Below are 19457 nucleotides of genomic sequence, written 5' to 3' on the forward strand. Positions count from 1 at the left end.
GGGCGGCATGTATGCTAGAGGATACGAGCTTTGCGATTCGGCCGACGAATGGGACGAATGAAACAGATGTGTGGCAATCGGTTGGTGATGTGCAAAAAATTGAAGGAAAAAAACAAATATTTGCATTTACATGTGATCAAGCATTAGGTAAAATACATTTTTATCGTGACGATATCGTTCGAGTGACGATCGATCCGTTCGATGGGAAGTACGATTCCGTTAGCCCAGCGGTCATCGCAACGCCAGAAAAAGTAGACGTGCACGTTCGTGAAGGAGAAGATGGCTGGGAGTTGCAGTCGAAACAGTTGACGATTGTCATCGAGCGAAGCCCGTTTCGGTTAGCGATATACGACAATAAAGGAACGCTGCTTGTGCGCGATGAACAGCCCGTATGCTTTCAAGCAAAAGGGCGTATGCGGTGTACACATGCGCTCACCCCGACAGATGTCGTATATGGATTGGGAGAAAAAACAGGTGTGTTAAATAAGCGCGGTGCAGTATGGACGATGTGGAATACAGATGTGTATGCTCCGCACAATTTAGAAACGGATCCGCTATACCAGTCGCATCCGTACATGATGGTGTTAAAAGACGGACATGCACACGGCGTCTTTTTCGACCATACGTATGAAACGACGTTTGACTTGCGGCATGAATCGTTTTATACGTTCACGTCAGAAGGTGGTGCGCTCGACTATTACGTGTTTGCCGGTTCGCATCCAAAAGATGTGTTGACGCAATATACGCATCTTGTTGGCCGCATGCCGCTGCCGCCAAAGTGGGCGCTCGGTTATCATCAGTCGCGCTATAGTTATGAAACGGAACAAGAAGTGCGTGAATTAATTGATACATTTCGCACAAAACATATTCCTCTTGATGCGATATATTTAGACATTCATTATATGGACGAATATCGTGTTTTTACGTTTGATCAAAAACGGTTTCCACATCCGAAATCGCTTATTCACTATGCAAAGGAAAAAGGGGTTCATATCGTTCCGATTGTTGATCCGGGCGTGAAAGTCGATGCGGAGTATGATACGTATCGTGATGGAGTGCAAAAAGATTATTTTTGTAAATATGCTGACGGAACGCTATACAAAGGGGACGTTTGGCCGGGTACGAGCGTGTTTCCAGACTTTTTAAAGAAAAAAGTGCGCAAATGGTGGGGCGAACAACATACGTTTTATACGGACATCGGCATTGAAGGAATTTGGAACGATATGAATGAGCCGTCTGTGTTTAACGAGACGAAAACGATCGATGAACAAGTTGTTCATGATGGCTGGAAAACGCACCGCCAAGTGCATAACGTATATGGGATGATGATGACAGAAGCGACGTATCACGCATTGAAAAAGCAGCTGAAAGGGAAACGTCCGTTTGTGTTGACGCGCGCAGGGTTTGCCGGTATTCATCGCTACGCCGCTGTATGGACAGGTGATAATCGTAGCTTTTGGGAGCACCTTGAGCTGTCGGTGCCGATGTGCTTAAATTTAGGGTTATCCGCGGTGGCGTTTTGCGGGGCAGATGTCGGTGGATTTGCGCATGATGCGAATGGAGAACTGCTCGTTCGGTGGACGCAAGTCGGTGCGTTCTTCCCATATTTTCGCAATCATTGTGCGATTGGTTTTGCGCGGCAAGAACCGTGGGCGTTTGGGGAAACATACGAACAAATCGTAAAACGATATATTGAATTGCGTTATGAATGGCTCCCACATTTGTACACGTTATGTTTTGAAGCATATCAAACCGGTGTGCCGATGATGCGTCCGCTTATGATGGAATATCCGAACGATTGCGAAACGTGGAACATATCCGATCAGTTTATGGTTGGCGATCAAGTGATGATTGCACCAATTATACGTCCATATACAGCGCATCGCATCGTTTATTTCCCAGAAGGACGTTGGGTTGATTATTGGACAAAAGAAGTGTTTGAAGGTGGTCGACGGTATATCGTGGAAGCTCCGCTTGATTGTTTGCCGATATATGTAAGAGAAGGGGCGATGATCGCTCACGCCGATGTGAAGCCATCGACCGCTATTTCCGATGAACAAATTACATTGCACGTGTATACAATGAGAGAAGGAATATCGACATACACGCTTTATGATGATGACGGCACAACGTTTGCGTATGAAAAAGGAGAATATGCCCGCATGCATATTCAAGCGACGTTTTTTGATCATACCGTCCATTTTGACGTAAAAACAGATGGGACGTACGAACCAACATGGCAACTGCATGTCGCGTTCGTTGGGGACGTGCCGACAACGATTGTTGTTAATGGGGAACAACGAGTCATCGATGAAGCGACAAACACGTTTGTGTTGTAAGAGATGGGGGATTTTTATGACAGTAACGATTAAAGATGTAGCGAAGCGAGCGAACGTGGCGCCATCGACCGTTTCGCGTGTCATCGCAGATAGCCCGCGGATTAGCGAAAAAACGAAGAAAAAAGTGCGCGAGGCGATGAAAGAGCTTGGCTATCATCCGAATTTCATCGCGCGCAGTTTAGCAAATAAATCAACGCAAGTGATCGGGCTCGTCATGCCGAGTTCAGCAGATAAAGCGTTTCAAAACCCGTTTTTCCCAGAAGTCATTCGCGGCATTAGTAAAGCGGTGCATGATCGGCAATACGCTTTACAGTTATCGACTGGAGAGACGGAAGCGGAAATTTACGATGGCGTTGTGCATATGGTGCAAGGAAAGCGCGTCGACGGTGTAATTTTGCTGTATTCGCGTACGAACGATAAAATTATGGCGTATTTACAAAAAGAAGATGTGCCGTTTGTTGTGATTGGAAAACCGCATAAAAAAGCAGAGGAAATTACGCACGTTGATAACGATAACGTCCGTGCGGCGCGCGAGGCAACGGAATATTTAATTGAACTTGGTCATGAGCGCATCGCGTTTGTCGGTGGAAACGTCAATCTCATTGTGACGATGGATCGTTTGCGCGGTTATGAAAAAGCGTTGAAATCTGCAGGGCTTGTATATAGAAAAGATTACATCGTACATGAAGAATTTTTAAAAGAAGGCGGACAAGAGGCGATGAAGGAGCTTCTCTCGTTAGCCGAACCGCCAACGGCGCTCGTCGTGGCGGACGATTTAATGGCGCTCGGTGTGTTAAATACGCTTGCTGAAATAGGATTAAGCGTGCCGGGGGATGTATCAATCGTCAGCTTTAACAACGTACTTTTATCGGAAATTTCTCGTCCGCCGTTAACATCGGTAGACATTAACATTTTTCAACTTGGCTTTGAAGCGGCAAGAAATTTAATTCAACAAATCGAAAACCCGAATGAGCCAATTAAACGAATCATCATTCCACATACGCTTGTGAAACGATTTTCGTGCGATTATTACAAAGCGCCTTCTAAATAAGAAGGTGCTTTTTTTATAAAACAGGCTAGGCGAGAAGAAAAAAATGATGTATTATATTCTTAACATTCATGCTCTTTGAAAAAATGATACGATGAGCAAGTACGGTGCATACGTCCGTATGCTTAAAAGGGAAGAACGGTGCAAAGCCGTCGCGGTACCCGCCACTGTGATGGGGAGTTTCGTTGCAATATGCCACTGATTTTTTGGGAAGGCGCAACGAAACGATGAACCTAAGCCAGGAGACCTGCCTGCTTGCGATACGTCGGCTGCCTACGGGAATATAGGTAGACGTGCGGGGACGATGAAAAATAAACAACACTTGCGGGAGCTTTATTGTTTGAATATTTCGTTTTTTCTGCACCTCTACCTAGAGGTGCTTTTTTATTTTTAAAAAGGAGTGACATATATGGCGACATGGGATTTACAAGGAACGAAACATCATGTGTTGATTTGTAACGGGGGGAGTTGTATGCGAAAAGGTGGAGAGGAGGTGACGCAAGCAATTCGTGATGAAATTGACACGTTGCAACTACATGCGCACGTTCATACGACACGGACACGATGTAACGGTCGCTGTGAGGATGCGTGCGTCGTTATCGTTTATCCCGAAGGTGTTTGGTACCGTACGATTGACGAACAAGTTGGAAGGGACATCGTACGAAAACATGTGCGCGATGGTGAAATGTTGCATGAATATGTGACGTACACATATGACGAAGGCTTTGTCATGCCTGAATATAGCGTTGCGACAAGGGGGAAGAAAAAGTGAAGAAACCGTTGTTTTGGATTGTTAGTGTGTGCGCTGCTGCCTATATTTTGTTTGCACTTTCGCCTTCTGTATATGCGATGCACATTATGGAAGGGTTTTTACCTTGGCAATGGGCGCTCGTTTGGTGGCTGCTATTTTTACCGTTTTTCTTTGTCGGTTTGCGCACGATTACGCGCCTCATGAAACAAAAGCCAGAGGTGAGGTTATTTCTTGCACTTGCTACCGCGTTCACATTTGTATTGTCGGCGTTAAAAATTCCGTCTGTCACAGGAAGTAGCTCGCATCCGACAGGGACAGGTCTTGGCGCACTTTTATTTGGACCGTTTGTTATGACGGTCATCGGTACAGCAGTATTATTGTTTCAAGCCCTTTTGCTTGCGCATGGTGGATTGACAACGCTTGGAGCGAATGCATTTTCGATGGCTGTCGTTGGTCCATTTGTTGCATACGTATTGTTTACTGGATGTAAAAAAATTGGTGTATCGATGCGCGCTTCTGTTTTTCTTGCCGCAATGATTGCGAATATAACGACGTATATTATGACATCCGTTCAACTTGCGCTCGCGTTTCCAGACGCAGCAAGCGGTGTATGGGGAGCATTTTTGAAATTTGCTTCGATTTTTGCGGTGACACAAGTGCCGCTTGCTGTAACAGAAGGGTTGCTTACCGTCGTCGTATGGAATTTTTTACATACGTACACGAAGCAAGAGCTGGATATTTTGCAACAGAAAGGGGCGTCTTTTGAATGAACAATCGGACATTGCTGTTTGTTGCCGCGCTGTTAATCATGTTGCCGCTACTCATCGTGAAAAATACAGAGTTTGCTGGAGCGGATACGCTTGCGGAGGAGATGATCAGACAAATTTCGCCAAATTATGAGCCATGGTTTGATGTATTTTTTGAGCCCCCAAGCGGAGAAGTGGAAACGTTGCTGTTTTCTTTACAAGCTGCATTTGGTGCTGGGGTAATCGGCTACATTATCGGTTTGTATAGGGGAAGAAAACGGAATGGTTAGTTGGCTTGATGCATGGGCATATCGCAATCGTTTGTCTAAACTGAATGCGACATTCAAGTTAATATTTTCCTTTATTTTACTTATATTCGCACTATTTGGGACAAATGTCGGTCGTTTTTTCATTGTCGGATGGTTGCTTATTTGGCTCATTGTTTATGCGCGTTTGCCTTCGAGTGTTTGTTTACGTGTCTGTGCATTTATCACGCTTATTGCCATTGGAAGCAGCGTCCCTCTTCTCATTTCATTTGATGGACATATTCGCTTGATGAGTGACAATATTTCTAATGTCGGTACGATTTGTTTACGGACGTTTACAAGTTCAGTTATTTTATTTTTTCTTGCGGCAACAACGCCATTTTTCCGCTTAGCGCATGCGTTAAACAAGTGGCGCATCCCTAGTGTGTTTATTGAGCTGCTGTTGTTGACGTATCGTTTTATTTTTATAGTAGAAAAAACAGCAAAAGAGCTGTTTGTTACGGTGCAAATAAAACGTGGAGAGCGGGATTGGCGCTTTGCTTCACTGGCTGTTGCACAGTTGTTACGTCAAACATTGCATCATTATGAGGCGATGATGATTGCACAACAAGCGCGCAACGTTTCTTTTGCTGTTCCAATGTGTGCAGATGAACAGTTGCCAAGAAGGTATGTCATCGAAGCGTTTATTGGAATTGTTGTGCTATTTATTTTGGAGGGCTTATATGCTACGGTTTCATAATGTTCATTATACGTATCGAAACGGCGCATACGTGTTAAAAGGAGTATCACTTACGATTGAACGAGGAAAAAAATATGCATTAATTGGAAAAAACGGTTGTGGAAAAACGACGTGGTTGCTTCATGCGAACGGTATTTACCGCCCGACGAAAGGGGACGTGTATTGGGAAGAAAGGAAAGTAAATAGAGATTGTTTACGAAAACATGTTGGTGTCGTTTTTCAAAACCCGGAACATCAATTTTTAGCACCGACGATCGACGAGGAATTGGCACTTAGTTTACAAGCGAATCGTGAGCAAATGGAACATGTTATCGAACAGTTTTCACTCCATCAATGGCGCGATATACCGATTCATCATTTAAGCCTCGGGCAAAAAAAATGGCTGTCACTTGCGATAGCAATGGCACCAAAACCTCATTTGCTTATTGTCGATGAACCGTCTGCTTATTTAGATATTTCACAGAGCGAGCGCTTAGTCATGAAGCTAAATGAACTGCATAAAGCGGGAACGACGCTCGTTGTCATCACGCACGATCTTGATTTTGTTTGGCAATGGGCGGATGAAGTGTTTGTTATGCATGATGGTCGCATCGTTTTATGTGGTACACCAGCGTTTATATTTTCGCAAGCGAATATATTTCATAAGCTCGGTTTGCCACTCCCTCTTCTTTTACGCATATGGTTGAAGGAAAACAAGACGTGTACGGAACAACAATTGTTTGAATGGATCGAACGATGGAAAAAGGGGTGAAAGCAATGGCTGGAAAATTGTTTGTCGTCGGCTTTGGTCCGGGAAGTGTCGATCATATGACAAAGCGAGCTCGCGAAGCGATTGAAGAAAGCGATGTCATTGTCGGCTATAAAACGTATGTCGATTTAATCATCGATCTCATTGATGGAAAAGAAATCATTAGCACAGGAATGACGGAAGAAGTAAGTCGCGCTCAAGAGGCGATGAAACAGGCGGAACGTGGTAAAAAAGTGGCTGTCATCTCAAGTGGAGACGCAGGACTGTATGGAATGGCTGGGCTTGTTTACGAAGTGTTAATTGAAAAGGGATGGAAAAGGGAAACAGGCATCGAAGTGGAGATTATTCCTGGCATTTCAGCCATTCATTCGTGCGCCGCTTTGTTAGGGGCGCCGATTATGCACGATGCATGTACGATTAGTTTAAGCGACCATTTAACGCCATGGAACGTAATTGCAAAAAGAATGGAAGCAGCTGCAGCAGCCGATTTTGTTATTGCCCTATATAACCCGAAAAGCGGCCGTCGCACGCAACAAATTGTCGAGGCCCAGCGCATTTTATTAACATATCGTTCACCACATACACCTGTTGGTCTCGTCAAAAGTGCGTACCGCGAGCGACAACATATTGTGTTAACAAATTTAGGAGACATGTTAGCGCACGACATCGGCATGTTAACGACGGTCATCATTGGAAATTCTTCTACATTCATTCATGACGGCCTAATGATTACCCCTCGAGGCTATGAGCGGAAATATAAGCTATCAAGCGCTGTCCAGCCGTTAAAACCGCACGAGCGATTGCGACCAGAAGCAGAACCATGGGCGTTAACGAACGTGCGCTCACTAGCGGAAGAAGCGTATGAAAAAGTGACTGCTCCTAAGAAGCAAACAATGGGACGGTTAGAAGTAGCAGTTAGTTCGGGAGTGGCAAATAAAACATTTACGCCGAAGCAAATGATGGATCTCGCCCGCATCGTTGGCGAGCAAGGGACGATTACGTACACACGAGATCATTATTTAAAAGTAACGATGGAGACAGAGCGACCAACTGAAGTCATCGAAGCATTGGTGGAGGCTGGTTTCACTATTGCTCCAATGGGAAATGTATGTGTCATAAAAGCGTGCGACTTTTGCGATGGAGAAAAAAAAGATGCGATTCCTTATGCAGAACAATTGTACGAACGATTCGGTGGCATAGAGTTGCCAAAAGAGCTGCGCCTTGGATTTAACGGGTGTGGCATGGCATGTTACGGGGCTGTCCATGAAGATATCGGAATCGTTTATCGTAAAGGAGCGTTTGATTTATTTTTAGGTGGGAAAACAGTAGGAAGAAATGCACATCCTGGACAACTTGTCGCCGAAGGCATTCGTCCAGATGATCTTGTCGAAACGATCGCTCGCATCATTGCGCAATATAAAGAAGAAGGATATGCAAACGAGCGATTTCATAAGTTTTTTGAGCGAAAAAAAGAAGCCGGTGGCTTTGTTTATGGACAAACGATAAAAGTAGAGCCTGCGGCATGTGGAGAGTGAAGAAAATGAAAGCGATTTTATTCGTTGGGCATGGAAGTCGAGATGAAGAAGGAAACGAACAAGTGCGCCGGTTTGTTCAAACGCTTCGTCCGCAAATCGACAAAACGTTTTATGTGCATACATGTTTTTTAGAATTTGGCGTTCCATCTGTTACGGATGGCATCGTACATTGCGTACAACGAGGGGCAACGGACGTGATTGTTATTCCGATTATTTTGCTTCCAGCTGGACATTCCAAACTGCATATTCCAGCGGCGATTGACGAAGCGAAAGAGCGCTATCCGCACGTTTCGTTTACGTATGGGCGGCCACTTGGCATTCATAACGATACGTTTACGATTTTAAACGACCGCCTGCAAGAAGCAGGAGTTGTCATCGATGAGCAAACAGCGATCATTTTGCTTGGACGTGGGGGAAGCGATCCAGATGCAAATAGCGATTTGTATAAAATTGCTCGCTTATTTTGGGAGAGAAATAAACAGGTCACCATTGAGCCAGCTTTTATGGGTGTCACTCATCCGTCATTAGATGAAGCGGTCGTGCGATGTGTCAAACTCGGTGCAAAAAAAATCGTTATTTTGCCATACTTTTTATTTACAGGTGTGCTTATTAAGCGGTTAGAAAGGCGAGTTTCCGAGTTTCAAAGCACATACCCGAACATTTCTTTCGTTCTTGCCCATTATTTTGGTTTTCATCCGAAATTACAAACGATTGTGCTTGATCGGTTACAAGAAGCACTTAGCGATTCGGTTCATATGAATTGTGATACGTGCCAATATCGGCTTCATATGGCTGAACATCACCACCACCATCATCATGATCATTGAGGTGAAACGGATGATTATTATGTTATCGGGAACGAGCGATGCAAGACAGTTAGCGTTAGCCATTCGTGATGCTGGGTATGACGTGTTGGCTACGGTTGTCACCGAACACGCAGCAGAACAAATGGCATATGTCGGATTGCGTGCCCATATTGGACGTTTAACGGCGCGTGAAATGGTTGAGATCATAAAACAACATAAGGCGAAAGCGATCGTTGATGCGAGCCATCCGTTTGCAGAAGAAGCGTCACGTCAAGCGATGCAAGCGGCAGAGGAAGCGAACGTTCCGTATATCCGTTATGAGCGAAAAGAAAGCATGATTACGTATGATCGCGTTACATTTGTCGATAGCTACGAAGCAGCAGCAGAGTACGCAGCGGAAAAAAGAGGGGTCATCATGCTTACGACAGGAAGCAAAACGTTGCATATTTTTGCAGAAAAGTTGCTCTCGCTTCCAGATGTTCGTCTTATTGCCCGCATGTTGCCACGGAAAGACAATATGGAAAAGTGCGAGCAATTATGCTTTCCACAAGAAAATATTATTGCGATGCAAGGACCGTTTACGAAACAACTAGATATGGCTTTCATGAAACATTTTGGCGTGACGCTTCTTGTAACGAAAGAAAGCGGACAAGTTGGCTTTGTCGATGAAAAAACAGCTGCCGCGCAAGAGCTTGGCATTGAAACCGTCGTGATTCGTCGCCCAAAACTTGCTTATCCAAACATGTATCATGAGTTTTCCGATGTCATTTACGCATTAGGGCGAGAGATAAAAAAAGGGGGAGAAAAAGTAAATGTTTCGTCCGATTACTGTTCAGCCGGAGCAAATTGAACAAAAAAGTTTCCAAATCATTGATGATGAAATAGGAGAGCACGCATTTACCGAACAGCAATACGCCATCGTTCGGCGTGTCATTCATGCGAGTGCGGATTTTGAATTAGGAAAAAGTCTTTTATTTCACCCGCGCGCGATTGAAGCAGGTGTTGCTGCGATTCGTGCGGGGAAAAAGGTAGTAGCGGATGTGCAAATGGTGCAAGTAGGTATAAATAAAGCACGCATTGAAACATACGGTGGGAGCGTCCACGTGTATATTTCTGATGAAGATGTGATGAAAGAAGCGAAGCGGTTAAATACAACGCGTGCGATTGTTGCGATGCGCAAAGCGGTGAAAGAAGCGGATGGGGGTATTTTTGCGATTGGAAATGCCCCAACGGCTTTGCTTGAATTAATTCGATTAGTGAAAGAAGGAGAGGCTCGTCCGGGGTTAATTATCGGTCTCCCTGTCGGCTTTGTCTCAGCGGCAGAATCGAAAGAAGAATTAGCGAAACTAGATATTCCATTTATTACGAACATCGGGAGAAAAGGAGGGAGCACGGTGACGGTCGCTGCGTTAAATGCTTTGTCTATTTTAGCGGAGCGAGAATAAGTATGGAAAAGGGAAAATTACGTGAAGGGTATACGACCGGTGCATGTGCAACGGCTGCCACAAAAGCGGCATTGTTGGCGCTTATTACCGGCATAAAACAAACAGAAGCGACAATTATGTTGCCTATCGGACGAGGGGTTACGTTTCCAATCGTTTCTTGTGAGTTGAACGAACATATAGCAAGCGCAATTGTCGTGAAAGACGGTGGCGACGATCCGGATGTGACGCACGGTGCTTCCATTGTCGCAACAGTGAGCTGGACGGATGAAGGTATTCATATTGATGGAGGAGAAGGAGTCGGAAGGGTAACAAAGCCCGGGCTTCCCGTTCCCGTTGGTGAAGCGGCAATTAATCCAGTACCGCGACAAATGATAACGGGCGTCGCTCGCGATTTGCTTACGGAATACGGTGTGAAAGGTGGCGTACGCATTGTTATTTCTGTGCCAAACGGAGAAGAAATCGCGAAAAAAACGTTAAATGGTCGTCTCGGTATTGTTGGGGGCATTTCGATTTTAGGAACGCGCGGAATCGTCGTCCCGTTTTCGACATCTGCTTATCGAGCAAGTATTGTGCGTGCGCTTGAAGTTGCCGTCGCTTGCGGATGTGACCACGTCGTCATCACGACAGGAGGACGAAGTGAAAAATATGCGATGATGCAATATAGCCATCTTCCAGAAGAAGCGTTCATTGAGATGGGGGATTTCGTCGGTTTTACGCTGAAACAATGTAAACGTCTCGGTATGAAAACGGTATCGCTCGTTGGGATGATGGGGAAGTTTTCAAAAGTTGCCCAAGGAGTGATGATGGTGCACTCGAAAAGCGCCCCTGTCGATTTTCATTTTTTAGCTCACATCGCGGAGCAATGCGGTGCTCCACGACATATGATCGAAGCCGTTCAACAAGCGAATACAGCGTCGCAAGTTGGCGATATGATGTATGAAGCAGGATATATGTCGTTTTTTCATTTGTTATGTGACTATTGTTGCCAACATGCGTTACGTGAGGTGGGCGGAGGAATGACGGTGGAAACGACGATGTATACGTTAACAGGACAATGGCTAGGAAAGGCGGTGCGAAGCGGTGGAACAAATGAAATTAATCGGTATCGGAGCTGATGGAAAAGCGTCGCTTCCTTCATTATATAAACAATGGATTGATGAAAGCGAGCGGCTTATTGGCGGAGAACGGCAACTATCATTTTTTCCTGATTATACTGGAGAGAAAATTGTCATTCGCAACAATGTATCATCGCTCGTTTCCATATTGACGAATGAGCCGAAAAGAACAGTCGTTTTAGCATCAGGTGACCCATTGTTTTACGGTATCGGTAGTTATTTAGCGAAAAAAGTGCCGATCGCTGTGTATCCATCCGTTAGTTCGCTTCAATGGGCGTTTGCGAAAATAGGGGAAAGTTGGCATGATGCGTACGTTGTTAGTTTGCACGGACGTACGATAAAAGGATTGGCACAGCGAATTGACGGAAAAGAAAAAGTAGCGATTTTAACAGATGAGACGAACGATCCGCCTGCAATTGCCTCGTATTTACTATCATACGGGATGACGGAATATGAGGCGTTTGTTGGCGAAAATCTTGGTGGTGAAAACGAGCGTTGTCGCTTGTTGACGTTAAAAGAGATGAAAGAGGCGTCATTTTCCCCGTTAAATATTGTCGTTTTACGACGTGTAAATAGAGGACCGAGCTGGACGTTTGGGATTGACGATGAGGAGTTTTTGCAACGAAAACCGGAAAAAGGGCTCATTACGAAAAAAGAAGTGCGCGTATTAAGCTTGCAAGCACTTCGCCTTCATGAAAAAAGCGTCGTATGGGATATTGGTACGTGCACAGGATCAGTCGCTATTGAAGCGGCGAAAATCGCTCGGGAAGGGGCGGTATTTGCGATGGAAAAAAACGCTTTAGATATTGAAATATGTCAGAAAAATATGAAAAAATTCCGCGCAGACTTTACGCTTGTGCACGGTCGAGCTCCTGAAGGATTAGCGCAATTTCCTGACCCGAATGCGATTTTTATTGGTGGAACGTCCGGGCGTTTGCGCGACATCATCGACGTGTGTTGCGCGCGATTAAAAAAGGATGGACGCATCGTCATCAATGCAGTCACAATTGAAACGCTATATGAAGCAATAGATGCATTGCGTCATCACGGTTACGATGTCGATATTTTGCTCGCTCAGTTTTCGCGCAGTAAGCCGATTTTACAATTAACACGTTTTGATTCATTAAATCCGATATATATTATTTCAGCACGGAAGGGGGAGACCGAATGATCGGTATGTTATATGGCATTGGCGTCGGCCCAGGCGATCCAGAACTATTGACAGTCAAAGCGTTTCGTCGTTTAAAAGAAGCGCATGTGATTGCCTATCCGAAAAAAACGAACGGAAGTAAAAGTTACGCCCAACAAATTGTCGAAGCGTATTTTTCCGAAAAAGAAAAACAAATGCTTGGTCTAGTTTTTCCGATGACGAAAGACGAAAATGTGTTGCGCGAAAAATGGCGTGAGACGGTTGAAACGGTATGGGGGTATTTACGTGAAGGGAAACATGTTGCGTTTGTGACGGAAGGCGATCCGCTTTTATATAGCACGTTTATTCATTTTATGCGCACGATGCAAACGTATCATCCGAGCGTGCCAATTGAAGTCGTTCCAGGCATTTCGTCGATGAACGGAGCAGCAGCACGCCTGCAGTTGCCGCTAGCGGACGGCGACGAAACGATCGCCATCGTTCCCGCACGCGATGATTATGATGCGATGAAAAAAGCGCTACAAGATCACGATTGCGTCGTGTTTTTAAAAGTGGCGAAAGTGATGCCGCTCCTTCTTGCGCTTTTAAAAGAGATGAATTTGACGAAGCAAGCGGCAGTCGTGACAAAAGTGACGTCCCGTGAAGAAGTCATATGGGACGTTGAGCAATTGGAAAACGTGTCGTTGCCTTATTTGACGTTAATGGTGGTGAGAACGTGAAAGTATACATTGTTGGGGCTGGTCCAGGTTCGCCTGAACTCATTACAGTAAAAGGAATGACGTTGTTGCAGCGAGCGGATGCTATTTTTTATACGGATTCGCTTGTCAATGACGAACTGCTTACATATGCAAAAAAAGATGCGCGCATTTTTTGTACATCGGGCATGCATTTAAAGCAAATTGTCTCACTTATGCGTGAAGAAGTGAGAAACGGAAAGATGGTCGTTCGTCTTCATACAGGCGATCCATCGATTTATGGAGCAACGATAGAACAAATCGTACTTTTGAAAAAAGAAGGAATTGATGTCGAAATTGTTCCGGGGGTTAGTTCTGTATTTGCTGCCGCTGCTGCTGCGCAAGTGGAGTTGACCGTACCGAATTTAACGCAAACGGTTATTTTAACGCGTGCGGAAGGAAGAACACCGGTTCCGGAAAAGGAGAAGCTCACGTTGCTTGCTGAACATCGTTGTACGATCGCTCTTTTTTTAAGTGCAACGTTAACAAAAAAAGTGACAGCATCACTCCTTGAAGCCGGATGGAGCGAACATACTCCTGTCGTCGTTGTATATAAAGCGACGTGGCCAGACGAAAAAGTGGTGCGCTCGACTGTCGGTACGCTTCATGAAGATATGCAGCGCCACGGCATTCGACAACATGCCCTCATTTTAGCAGGCTGGGCGCTTTCTAATAAACTTGATGAGTCGTATCGTTCCAAATTGTATGATGAAACATTTACACACGGCTATCGCAAAGGAGAGAAGTAGTTATGTATGCCGTTGTAGCGATTACGAAACATGGGGTAGAAATCGCAAGAAAATTATATGAAAAACTTCCCGATGCGCACGTCTATTATACTGATAAATTTGCGAAAGGCGATGAAGAGCAAAAAGGTATTTATTTATTTTCAGGAAATGTTCGTTTTCTTTTGTCAGAATTGTTTGGGACGTACCGCGGACTCATTTTTATTATTTCGCTCGGTGCCGTCGTGCGCATGATTGCCCCGCTGTTAAAAGATAAAAAAACAGATCCTGCCGTTGTCGTCATTGACGATAAAGCGGAACATGTCATTAGTGTGCTATCTGGTCATTTAGGTGGGGCAAATGAACTGACACGTCAAGTGGCGAAATTGCTTCATGCCCGACCGATCATTACGACAGCGTCTGATGTCCAACAAACGATTGCTGTTGATTTATTCGGTCGCTCGTTCGGCTGGGAATGGGAAAATGAAGAAAATTTGACGCCTGTCAGCGCTGCCGTCGTCAATGAGCAACACGTTGCGATTGTACAAGAATCGGGTGAACGGCATTGGTGGACGTATGACACGCCGCTTCCAGCGAACATTCGCACATATCGTTCGACTGCTGAAGCGCTTGAAGCGAAGCCCGATGCGGCGCTCGTTGTGACGCATCGATTGCTTGAAAAAGAGGAAGAAGCCATTTTACAAAATGGGGTATTGTATCGTCCGAAAGTGATCGTCATCGGCATCGGATGCAATCGCGGAACGAGTGCGGAAGAAATAGAGAACGTCATTTGCGATACGTTGCAACAGCTTCGCTTCTCCATCAAAAGTGTAAAAGCATTATGCACGATTGATGTAAAAAAAGATGAAGAAGGTTTATTAGCTGTCGCAAACAAATATAAGTGGCCACTTATTTTTTATACGGCGGAACAGTTAAACGCCGTCCCGATCGACGAGCCGTCTGAAACGGTGTTTCGTTACGTAGGCGCGTACGGCGTCAGCGAACCTGCTGCGAAGCGATATAGCGGACAAAAGCAACTTGTTTTAACGAAGAAAAAAAGTGGCAACGTGACGATTTCGATTGCGCTATGGGAGGGAGAGCGGTGAGAAGAATTGTCGTGGCAGGGACGGGAAGCGGCGTCGGCAAAACGACGGTGACGCTCGGTTTAATGAGCGCATTTAAACAAAAAGGGTATGTTGTTCAAGGATTTAAATGCGGACCAGATTATATTGACCCGACGTACCATACAGCGGTGACGGGAAGACGTTCACGCAATTTAGATAGTTGGATGGGAAATAAAGACGTTGTGCGTTACGTATGCCGGAGAGGGAGCGAAGGAGCGAACCTTTCCATTATTGAAGGAGTAATGGGGTTATTTGACGGAAAACGGGCGACGACAAACGAAGGATCGACCGCGGAAATTAGTATGATTACCGAAAGCCCTGTATTATTAGTTGTTGATTGTTCAGGGATGGCGCGCAGCGCCGCAGCCATTGTACGCGGGTTTCAATTGTTTCATGAGCGTGTTCGTATCGTTGGCGTCATTGCGAATCGGGTCGGAAGCGAAGGACATTTTCGACTTGTGAAAAAAGCGATTGAACAACAATGTCATATTCCTGTTGTTGGCTATTTGCAAAAAGAGAGCGATTTAGCGATTCCAGAGCGCCATTTAGGTCTTGTTCCGTCTGTGGAACGAGGGGAACTTCAGCCGTTTTTTGATAAGCTTGGGAAGCGAATGTCTAAAACGGTTGATTTGGATGCAATATGGGAATTAGCAGAGGCGAATGATCTACCAAGCGTGCCATTTTTTAAACCGAAGCAAACGTACGACGTGCGTATTGCCATCGCGAAAGATGCCGCGTTTCATTTTTACTACGAAGAAAATTTGGAGATGCTTCAGGCGTATGGAGCGACGCTCGTTTATTTTTCACCGCTTGCCGGTGAACGTGTGCCAGATGACGTTGACGGCTTGTACATTGGAGGGGGATTTCCAGAGGAATTTGCCGCGGAACTGGCGCGTCATGAAGAAGTAAAACAGTCGATTGCCGAAGTGATTGAAAGTGGTTTGCCAACGCTTGCCGAATGCGGCGGATTTATGTATTTAACGGAAGGGATCGTGACGACAGCTGGGCAATATTATGAGATGGTCGGCGTCATTCCTGGGCATGTGCGCATGCAACGAACGCTTGCGGCGCTCGGCTATCGTGAAGTGACGGGAGCAGAAGGAAACTTTTTGTTCGAACGAGATTTAGCAAAAGGGCACGAATTTCATTATTCAACGTTTATTCCGCGCACGGAAGGAAAGTTTGCGTATGAAGCAAAAGGGTTGCGCGGGTGTAAAAAAGATGGCTATATGGACAAACGTCTTGTCGCTGGTTACGTTCATTTTTATTTTCCGTCAAACCCGTTGCTCGTTGAACGATGGCTGAAAACGTGTAGCGAGGTGAAGCGCGATGCGTAAGGCGCTTCCGATTATGTTTCAAGGAACGCATTCGGATGCTGGAAAAAGTGTCATTGCGACCGCTTTTTGCCGTATCTTTGCGCGAAACGGCTGGAAGACGGCGCCGTTTAAATCACAAAATATGTCGCTTAATTCATATGTGACGGTCGATGGAAAAGAAATTGGGCGCGCGCAAGGGGTACAAGCGGAAGCGGCAGGCGTGTTGGCAACGACGCATATGAATCCGATTTTAATTAAGCCGAGCCGCGATCAAGAAGCGCAAATTGTCGTGCACGGAAAACCGTATGCAAATATGAAAGCGACCGCTTATCGCAACGAGTTTTTTCATATTGGCCTCGAGCTTATTCGAAGGTCGCTTGACATATTAATGAAACAATATGATCGCCTTGTCATTGAAGGGGCGGGAAGTCCAGCAGAAGTGAATTTAAACGATCGCGAACTCGTGAATATGCGCGTGGCGCGTATGGCGAATGCGCCTGTCGTGCTTGTTGGCGATATTGAGCGCGGTGGGGTGTTTGCGAGTTTAGTCGGTACGTTGCAACTGTTAGAGGAACAAGACCGCAAGCGTATCATTGGAGTCATTATTAATAAATTTCGTGGCGACCGTTCGCTTCTTCAGCCTGGACTGCATTGGCTCGAACAATATACAGGCGTGCCGGTGCTCGGCGTTGTGCCATATGTGCCTATGCGAATCGATGCTGAAGATTCGGTGACGCTTTCTCGCTATGCGACAAAAAAAGACGATACGAAAGCGATTGATATTGCGGTCATTCAATATCCGCGCATTTCGAACTTTACAGATATCGATCCGTTGTTTGCAGAACCTGATTGTTCGGTGCGGTTTGTGACGGATGCTTCGGTATTAGGCGAGCCAGATATGCTCATTTTGCCAGGGAGTAAAAATACGATTGAAGACGTTCGCTTTTTAAAAGAAACGGGACTGTTTCCTGCGATCCAGCGTTTGTATGAGCGAACAGATGTGACAATGATCGGCATTTGCGGCGGCTATCAAATGCTCGGTGAACGTATTAAAGATCCGTTTCATGTCGAAACATTGCTTAATGGCATAGATGGATTAAGTTTGCTGCCGGTGGAAACGACGCTTGCATGTGAAAAAACGACGGTGTTATGCGAAGGAAGATTAACCTATAAAAACAAAACGTTTCATGTAAAAGGATATGAAATTCATATGGGACGTTCGATCGTGAAACGCGGTGAGCCACTTATTTTGCTTAAAGGGAAAACAGATGGGTGTAAAACGAAAGATGAGCGCGTTATCGGAACGTATATGCACGACCTATTTCATAACGATGCGTTTCGTCATGACTTGTTAAACGATATACGACGCAAAAAACAGCTTCCACCATTAGCGGAGCGACCGCTTTATCGGCAATTACGTGAGCAAGCATTCGATGAGCTGGCAGATTGCATTGAAACATATGTCGATGTAAAAGCGATTGAACAAAAAATGATTGCATTTCAAGGGGGTTAGTAACTGTTAAAATATTTTTGTTAAAATCTATAAAAATCTATAAAAATCTATATAAAATTTATAAAAAATTACAAGACAAAAGAGCCAATAAAGCCAAGAAAATGATGAAGGAGCTGACCGGAAGTGATTAAAACATATAAGGTTATGCTACTTCCGAATAACAAACAAAAAACAAAATTATTTGAGTGTGCGGGTGTTGCCAGATGGGCGTACAATTTTGCATTGGCACAACAACAAGAAAATCATAAACAAGGCGGTAAATTTTTAAATGATGGTGAATTAAGAAAAAGATTAACGCAGCTCAAACAAACGAAAGAGTACAGTTGGCTCAATCAATATTCCAACAACATTACAAAACAAGCGATCAAAGATGCGTGTCAAGCGTACAAAAACTTTTTTGAAGGACGGGCGAAGTGTCCAAAATTTAAAACAAAAAAGCGAACTCGCCCAAGTTTTTATCAAGATACATCCAAAATCAAAATCACCGACACGCATGTGAAACTAGAAAAACTGACGCCTTCCAAAAAGAAAAATAGACAGAAGCTCAATTGGATTCGTTTGGTGGAGCGAGGACGTATTCCGCACGGAAAACATGTAACATACGTCAATCCACGAATCGTGTTTGACGGACTACATTGGTTTTTAACGGTCGGTGTAGAGGAAGCGGAAGTAAAACACGACACGTACAGCGAAGGCATCGGCATTGATTTAGGGGTAAAGTCGTTCGCTACCGTCAGCAATGGCATGACGTTTCCAAACATCAATCAAACACCGAAAGTAAAAAAGCTGGAAAAGTCAATGAAGCGCATGCAAAGACGAATATCACGAAAGTACGAAATGAATAAAACGAAAACGGAAGGAGGTGAATTCCGTTACAGAAAAACGGAAAACATCAAGAAAATTGAATTCCTTGTTTTGAAAAAACGCCGAAGGCTGAAAAATATGCAGCTTAACCATACTCACCACATCACAGCGACGTTGGTGAAAGCCAAGCCAGCGTATGTCGTGATGGAAGACTTGAACACAAGTGGCATGTTAAAAAATCGGAAGCTATCGAAAGCGATTCAACAACAAACATTCCACGCGTTCAAGCGGCAAATGACGTATAAATGTGCATGGCACGGTATCGAGTTGATCGTCGTAGATCGGTTTTATCCGTCAAGCAAAAAGTGTAGCCGTTGCGGTCATGTGAAAGACCACCTTTCTTTATCGGAACGGACGTACCGTTGCGAAGCGTGCGGGATAGAAATCGATCGCGATTTGAATGCAAGCATCAACTTGAAACAATATGCCGAATCCATGATGTGACATGACCATGTACCCATACGTTAGTGGGGAAGTAAAGCCTTCGGAGCGC

Annotated in this window: 19 protein-coding genes and 1 riboswitch; all 19 genes read left to right on the forward strand. The window is 44.9% G+C overall.

Annotation, left to right across the window (positions count from 1 at the left end; all coding sequences use genetic code 11):
- The first annotated feature begins 11 nt into the window (after positions 1–11).
- The 19 genes from ACYQY7_RS05060 (at position 12) to ACYQY7_RS05150 (ending at position 19408) form a co-directional block, all read left to right on the forward strand.
- A complete protein-coding gene (locus ACYQY7_RS05060; protein WP_461201026.1) occupies positions 12–2339 on the forward strand; it encodes a glycoside hydrolase family 31 protein in 2328 nt (775 codons plus the stop codon).
- Between the two features lie 16 nt (positions 2340–2355).
- On the forward strand, positions 2356–3390 hold the full coding sequence (locus tag ACYQY7_RS05065; RefSeq protein ID WP_461201027.1) for a LacI family DNA-binding transcriptional regulator: 1035 nt from the start codon (positions 2356–2358) through the stop codon (positions 3388–3390).
- Between the two features lie 84 nt (positions 3391–3474).
- A riboswitch (cobalamin riboswitch) is annotated at positions 3475–3656 on the forward strand.
- 140 nt (positions 3657–3796) lie between these two features.
- Positions 3797–4159 carry a (2Fe-2S) ferredoxin domain-containing protein gene (locus tag ACYQY7_RS05070; RefSeq protein WP_461201028.1) on the forward strand — a complete coding sequence of 121 codons (363 nt, stop codon included), beginning with the start codon at positions 3797–3799 and terminating at the stop codon, positions 4157–4159.
- Entirely contained in the window at positions 4156–4908 is a 753-nt protein-coding gene (locus ACYQY7_RS05075; protein WP_461201029.1) for an energy-coupling factor ABC transporter permease, read from the forward strand. The genes ACYQY7_RS05070 and ACYQY7_RS05075 overlap by 4 nt, the downstream gene beginning before the upstream one ends.
- Positions 4905–5174: an energy-coupling factor ABC transporter substrate-binding protein gene (locus ACYQY7_RS05080; protein WP_461201030.1), complete on the forward strand. Its 270-nt coding sequence runs from the start codon at positions 4905–4907 to the stop codon at positions 5172–5174. Before ACYQY7_RS05075 ends, ACYQY7_RS05080 begins: the two co-directional genes overlap by 4 nt.
- Positions 5167–5889, forward strand: a complete 723-nt coding sequence (locus ACYQY7_RS05085) for a CbiQ family ECF transporter T component (RefSeq protein ID WP_461201031.1) — start codon at positions 5167–5169, stop codon at positions 5887–5889. Before ACYQY7_RS05080 ends, ACYQY7_RS05085 begins: the two co-directional genes overlap by 8 nt.
- Positions 5873–6640, forward strand: coding sequence for an energy-coupling factor ABC transporter ATP-binding protein (locus tag ACYQY7_RS05090; protein ID WP_461201032.1), 768 nt, complete (start codon positions 5873–5875; stop codon positions 6638–6640). Before ACYQY7_RS05085 ends, ACYQY7_RS05090 begins: the two co-directional genes overlap by 17 nt.
- Before the next feature lie 5 nt (positions 6641–6645).
- Positions 6646–8172 (forward strand): precorrin-3B C(17)-methyltransferase, encoded by a 1527-nt coding sequence (cobJ, locus tag ACYQY7_RS05095; RefSeq protein ID WP_461201033.1) that lies wholly within the window; start codon positions 6646–6648, stop codon positions 8170–8172.
- A 5-nt stretch (positions 8173–8177) separates the two neighbouring features.
- Complete coding sequence (locus ACYQY7_RS05100; RefSeq protein ID WP_461201034.1) at positions 8178–8999, forward strand: sirohydrochlorin chelatase; 822 nt, start codon at positions 8178–8180, stop codon at positions 8997–8999.
- 10 nt (positions 9000–9009) lie between these two features.
- Positions 9010–9828 carry a precorrin-6A reductase gene (gene cobK, locus ACYQY7_RS05105; protein WP_461201035.1) on the forward strand — a complete coding sequence of 273 codons (819 nt, stop codon included), beginning with the start codon at positions 9010–9012 and terminating at the stop codon, positions 9826–9828.
- Positions 9791–10423: a precorrin-8X methylmutase gene (locus ACYQY7_RS05110; protein WP_461201036.1), complete on the forward strand. Its 633-nt coding sequence runs from the start codon at positions 9791–9793 to the stop codon at positions 10421–10423. Before cobK ends, ACYQY7_RS05110 begins: the two co-directional genes overlap by 38 nt.
- A 2-nt stretch (positions 10424–10425) precedes the next feature.
- Positions 10426–11538, forward strand: coding sequence for a cobalt-precorrin-5B (C(1))-methyltransferase (locus tag ACYQY7_RS05115; protein ID WP_461201037.1), 1113 nt, complete (start codon positions 10426–10428; stop codon positions 11536–11538).
- Positions 11504–12709 (forward strand): precorrin-6y C5,15-methyltransferase (decarboxylating) subunit CbiE, encoded by a 1206-nt coding sequence (gene cbiE, locus ACYQY7_RS05120; protein ID WP_461201038.1) that lies wholly within the window; start codon positions 11504–11506, stop codon positions 12707–12709. The genes ACYQY7_RS05115 and cbiE overlap by 35 nt, the downstream gene beginning before the upstream one ends.
- Positions 12706–13407 carry a precorrin-2 C(20)-methyltransferase gene (cobI, locus tag ACYQY7_RS05125; protein WP_461201039.1) on the forward strand — a complete coding sequence of 234 codons (702 nt, stop codon included), beginning with the start codon at positions 12706–12708 and terminating at the stop codon, positions 13405–13407. Before cbiE ends, cobI begins: the two co-directional genes overlap by 4 nt.
- A complete protein-coding gene (gene cobM, locus ACYQY7_RS05130; protein ID WP_461201040.1) occupies positions 13404–14171 on the forward strand; it encodes a precorrin-4 C(11)-methyltransferase in 768 nt (255 codons plus the stop codon). The genes cobI and cobM overlap by 4 nt, the downstream gene beginning before the upstream one ends.
- Positions 14172–14173: 2 nt before the next feature.
- Positions 14174–15253, forward strand: coding sequence for a cobalt-precorrin 5A hydrolase (locus tag ACYQY7_RS05135; protein ID WP_461201041.1), 1080 nt, complete (start codon positions 14174–14176; stop codon positions 15251–15253).
- On the forward strand, positions 15235–16608 hold the full coding sequence (locus ACYQY7_RS05140) for a cobyrinate a,c-diamide synthase (RefSeq protein WP_461201042.1): 1374 nt from the start codon (positions 15235–15237) through the stop codon (positions 16606–16608). The genes ACYQY7_RS05135 and ACYQY7_RS05140 overlap by 19 nt, the downstream gene beginning before the upstream one ends.
- Positions 16601–18100, forward strand: coding sequence for a cobyric acid synthase (locus tag ACYQY7_RS05145; RefSeq protein WP_461201044.1), 1500 nt, complete (start codon positions 16601–16603; stop codon positions 18098–18100). The genes ACYQY7_RS05140 and ACYQY7_RS05145 overlap by 8 nt, the downstream gene beginning before the upstream one ends.
- 123 nt (positions 18101–18223) lie before the next feature.
- Positions 18224–19408 (forward strand): RNA-guided endonuclease InsQ/TnpB family protein, encoded by a 1185-nt coding sequence (locus tag ACYQY7_RS05150; RefSeq protein ID WP_461201045.1) that lies wholly within the window; start codon positions 18224–18226, stop codon positions 19406–19408.
- Positions 19409–19457: the final 49 nt, after the last annotated feature.

It is taken from the genome of Anoxybacillus sp. TBDG-1, assembly GCF_054815885.1.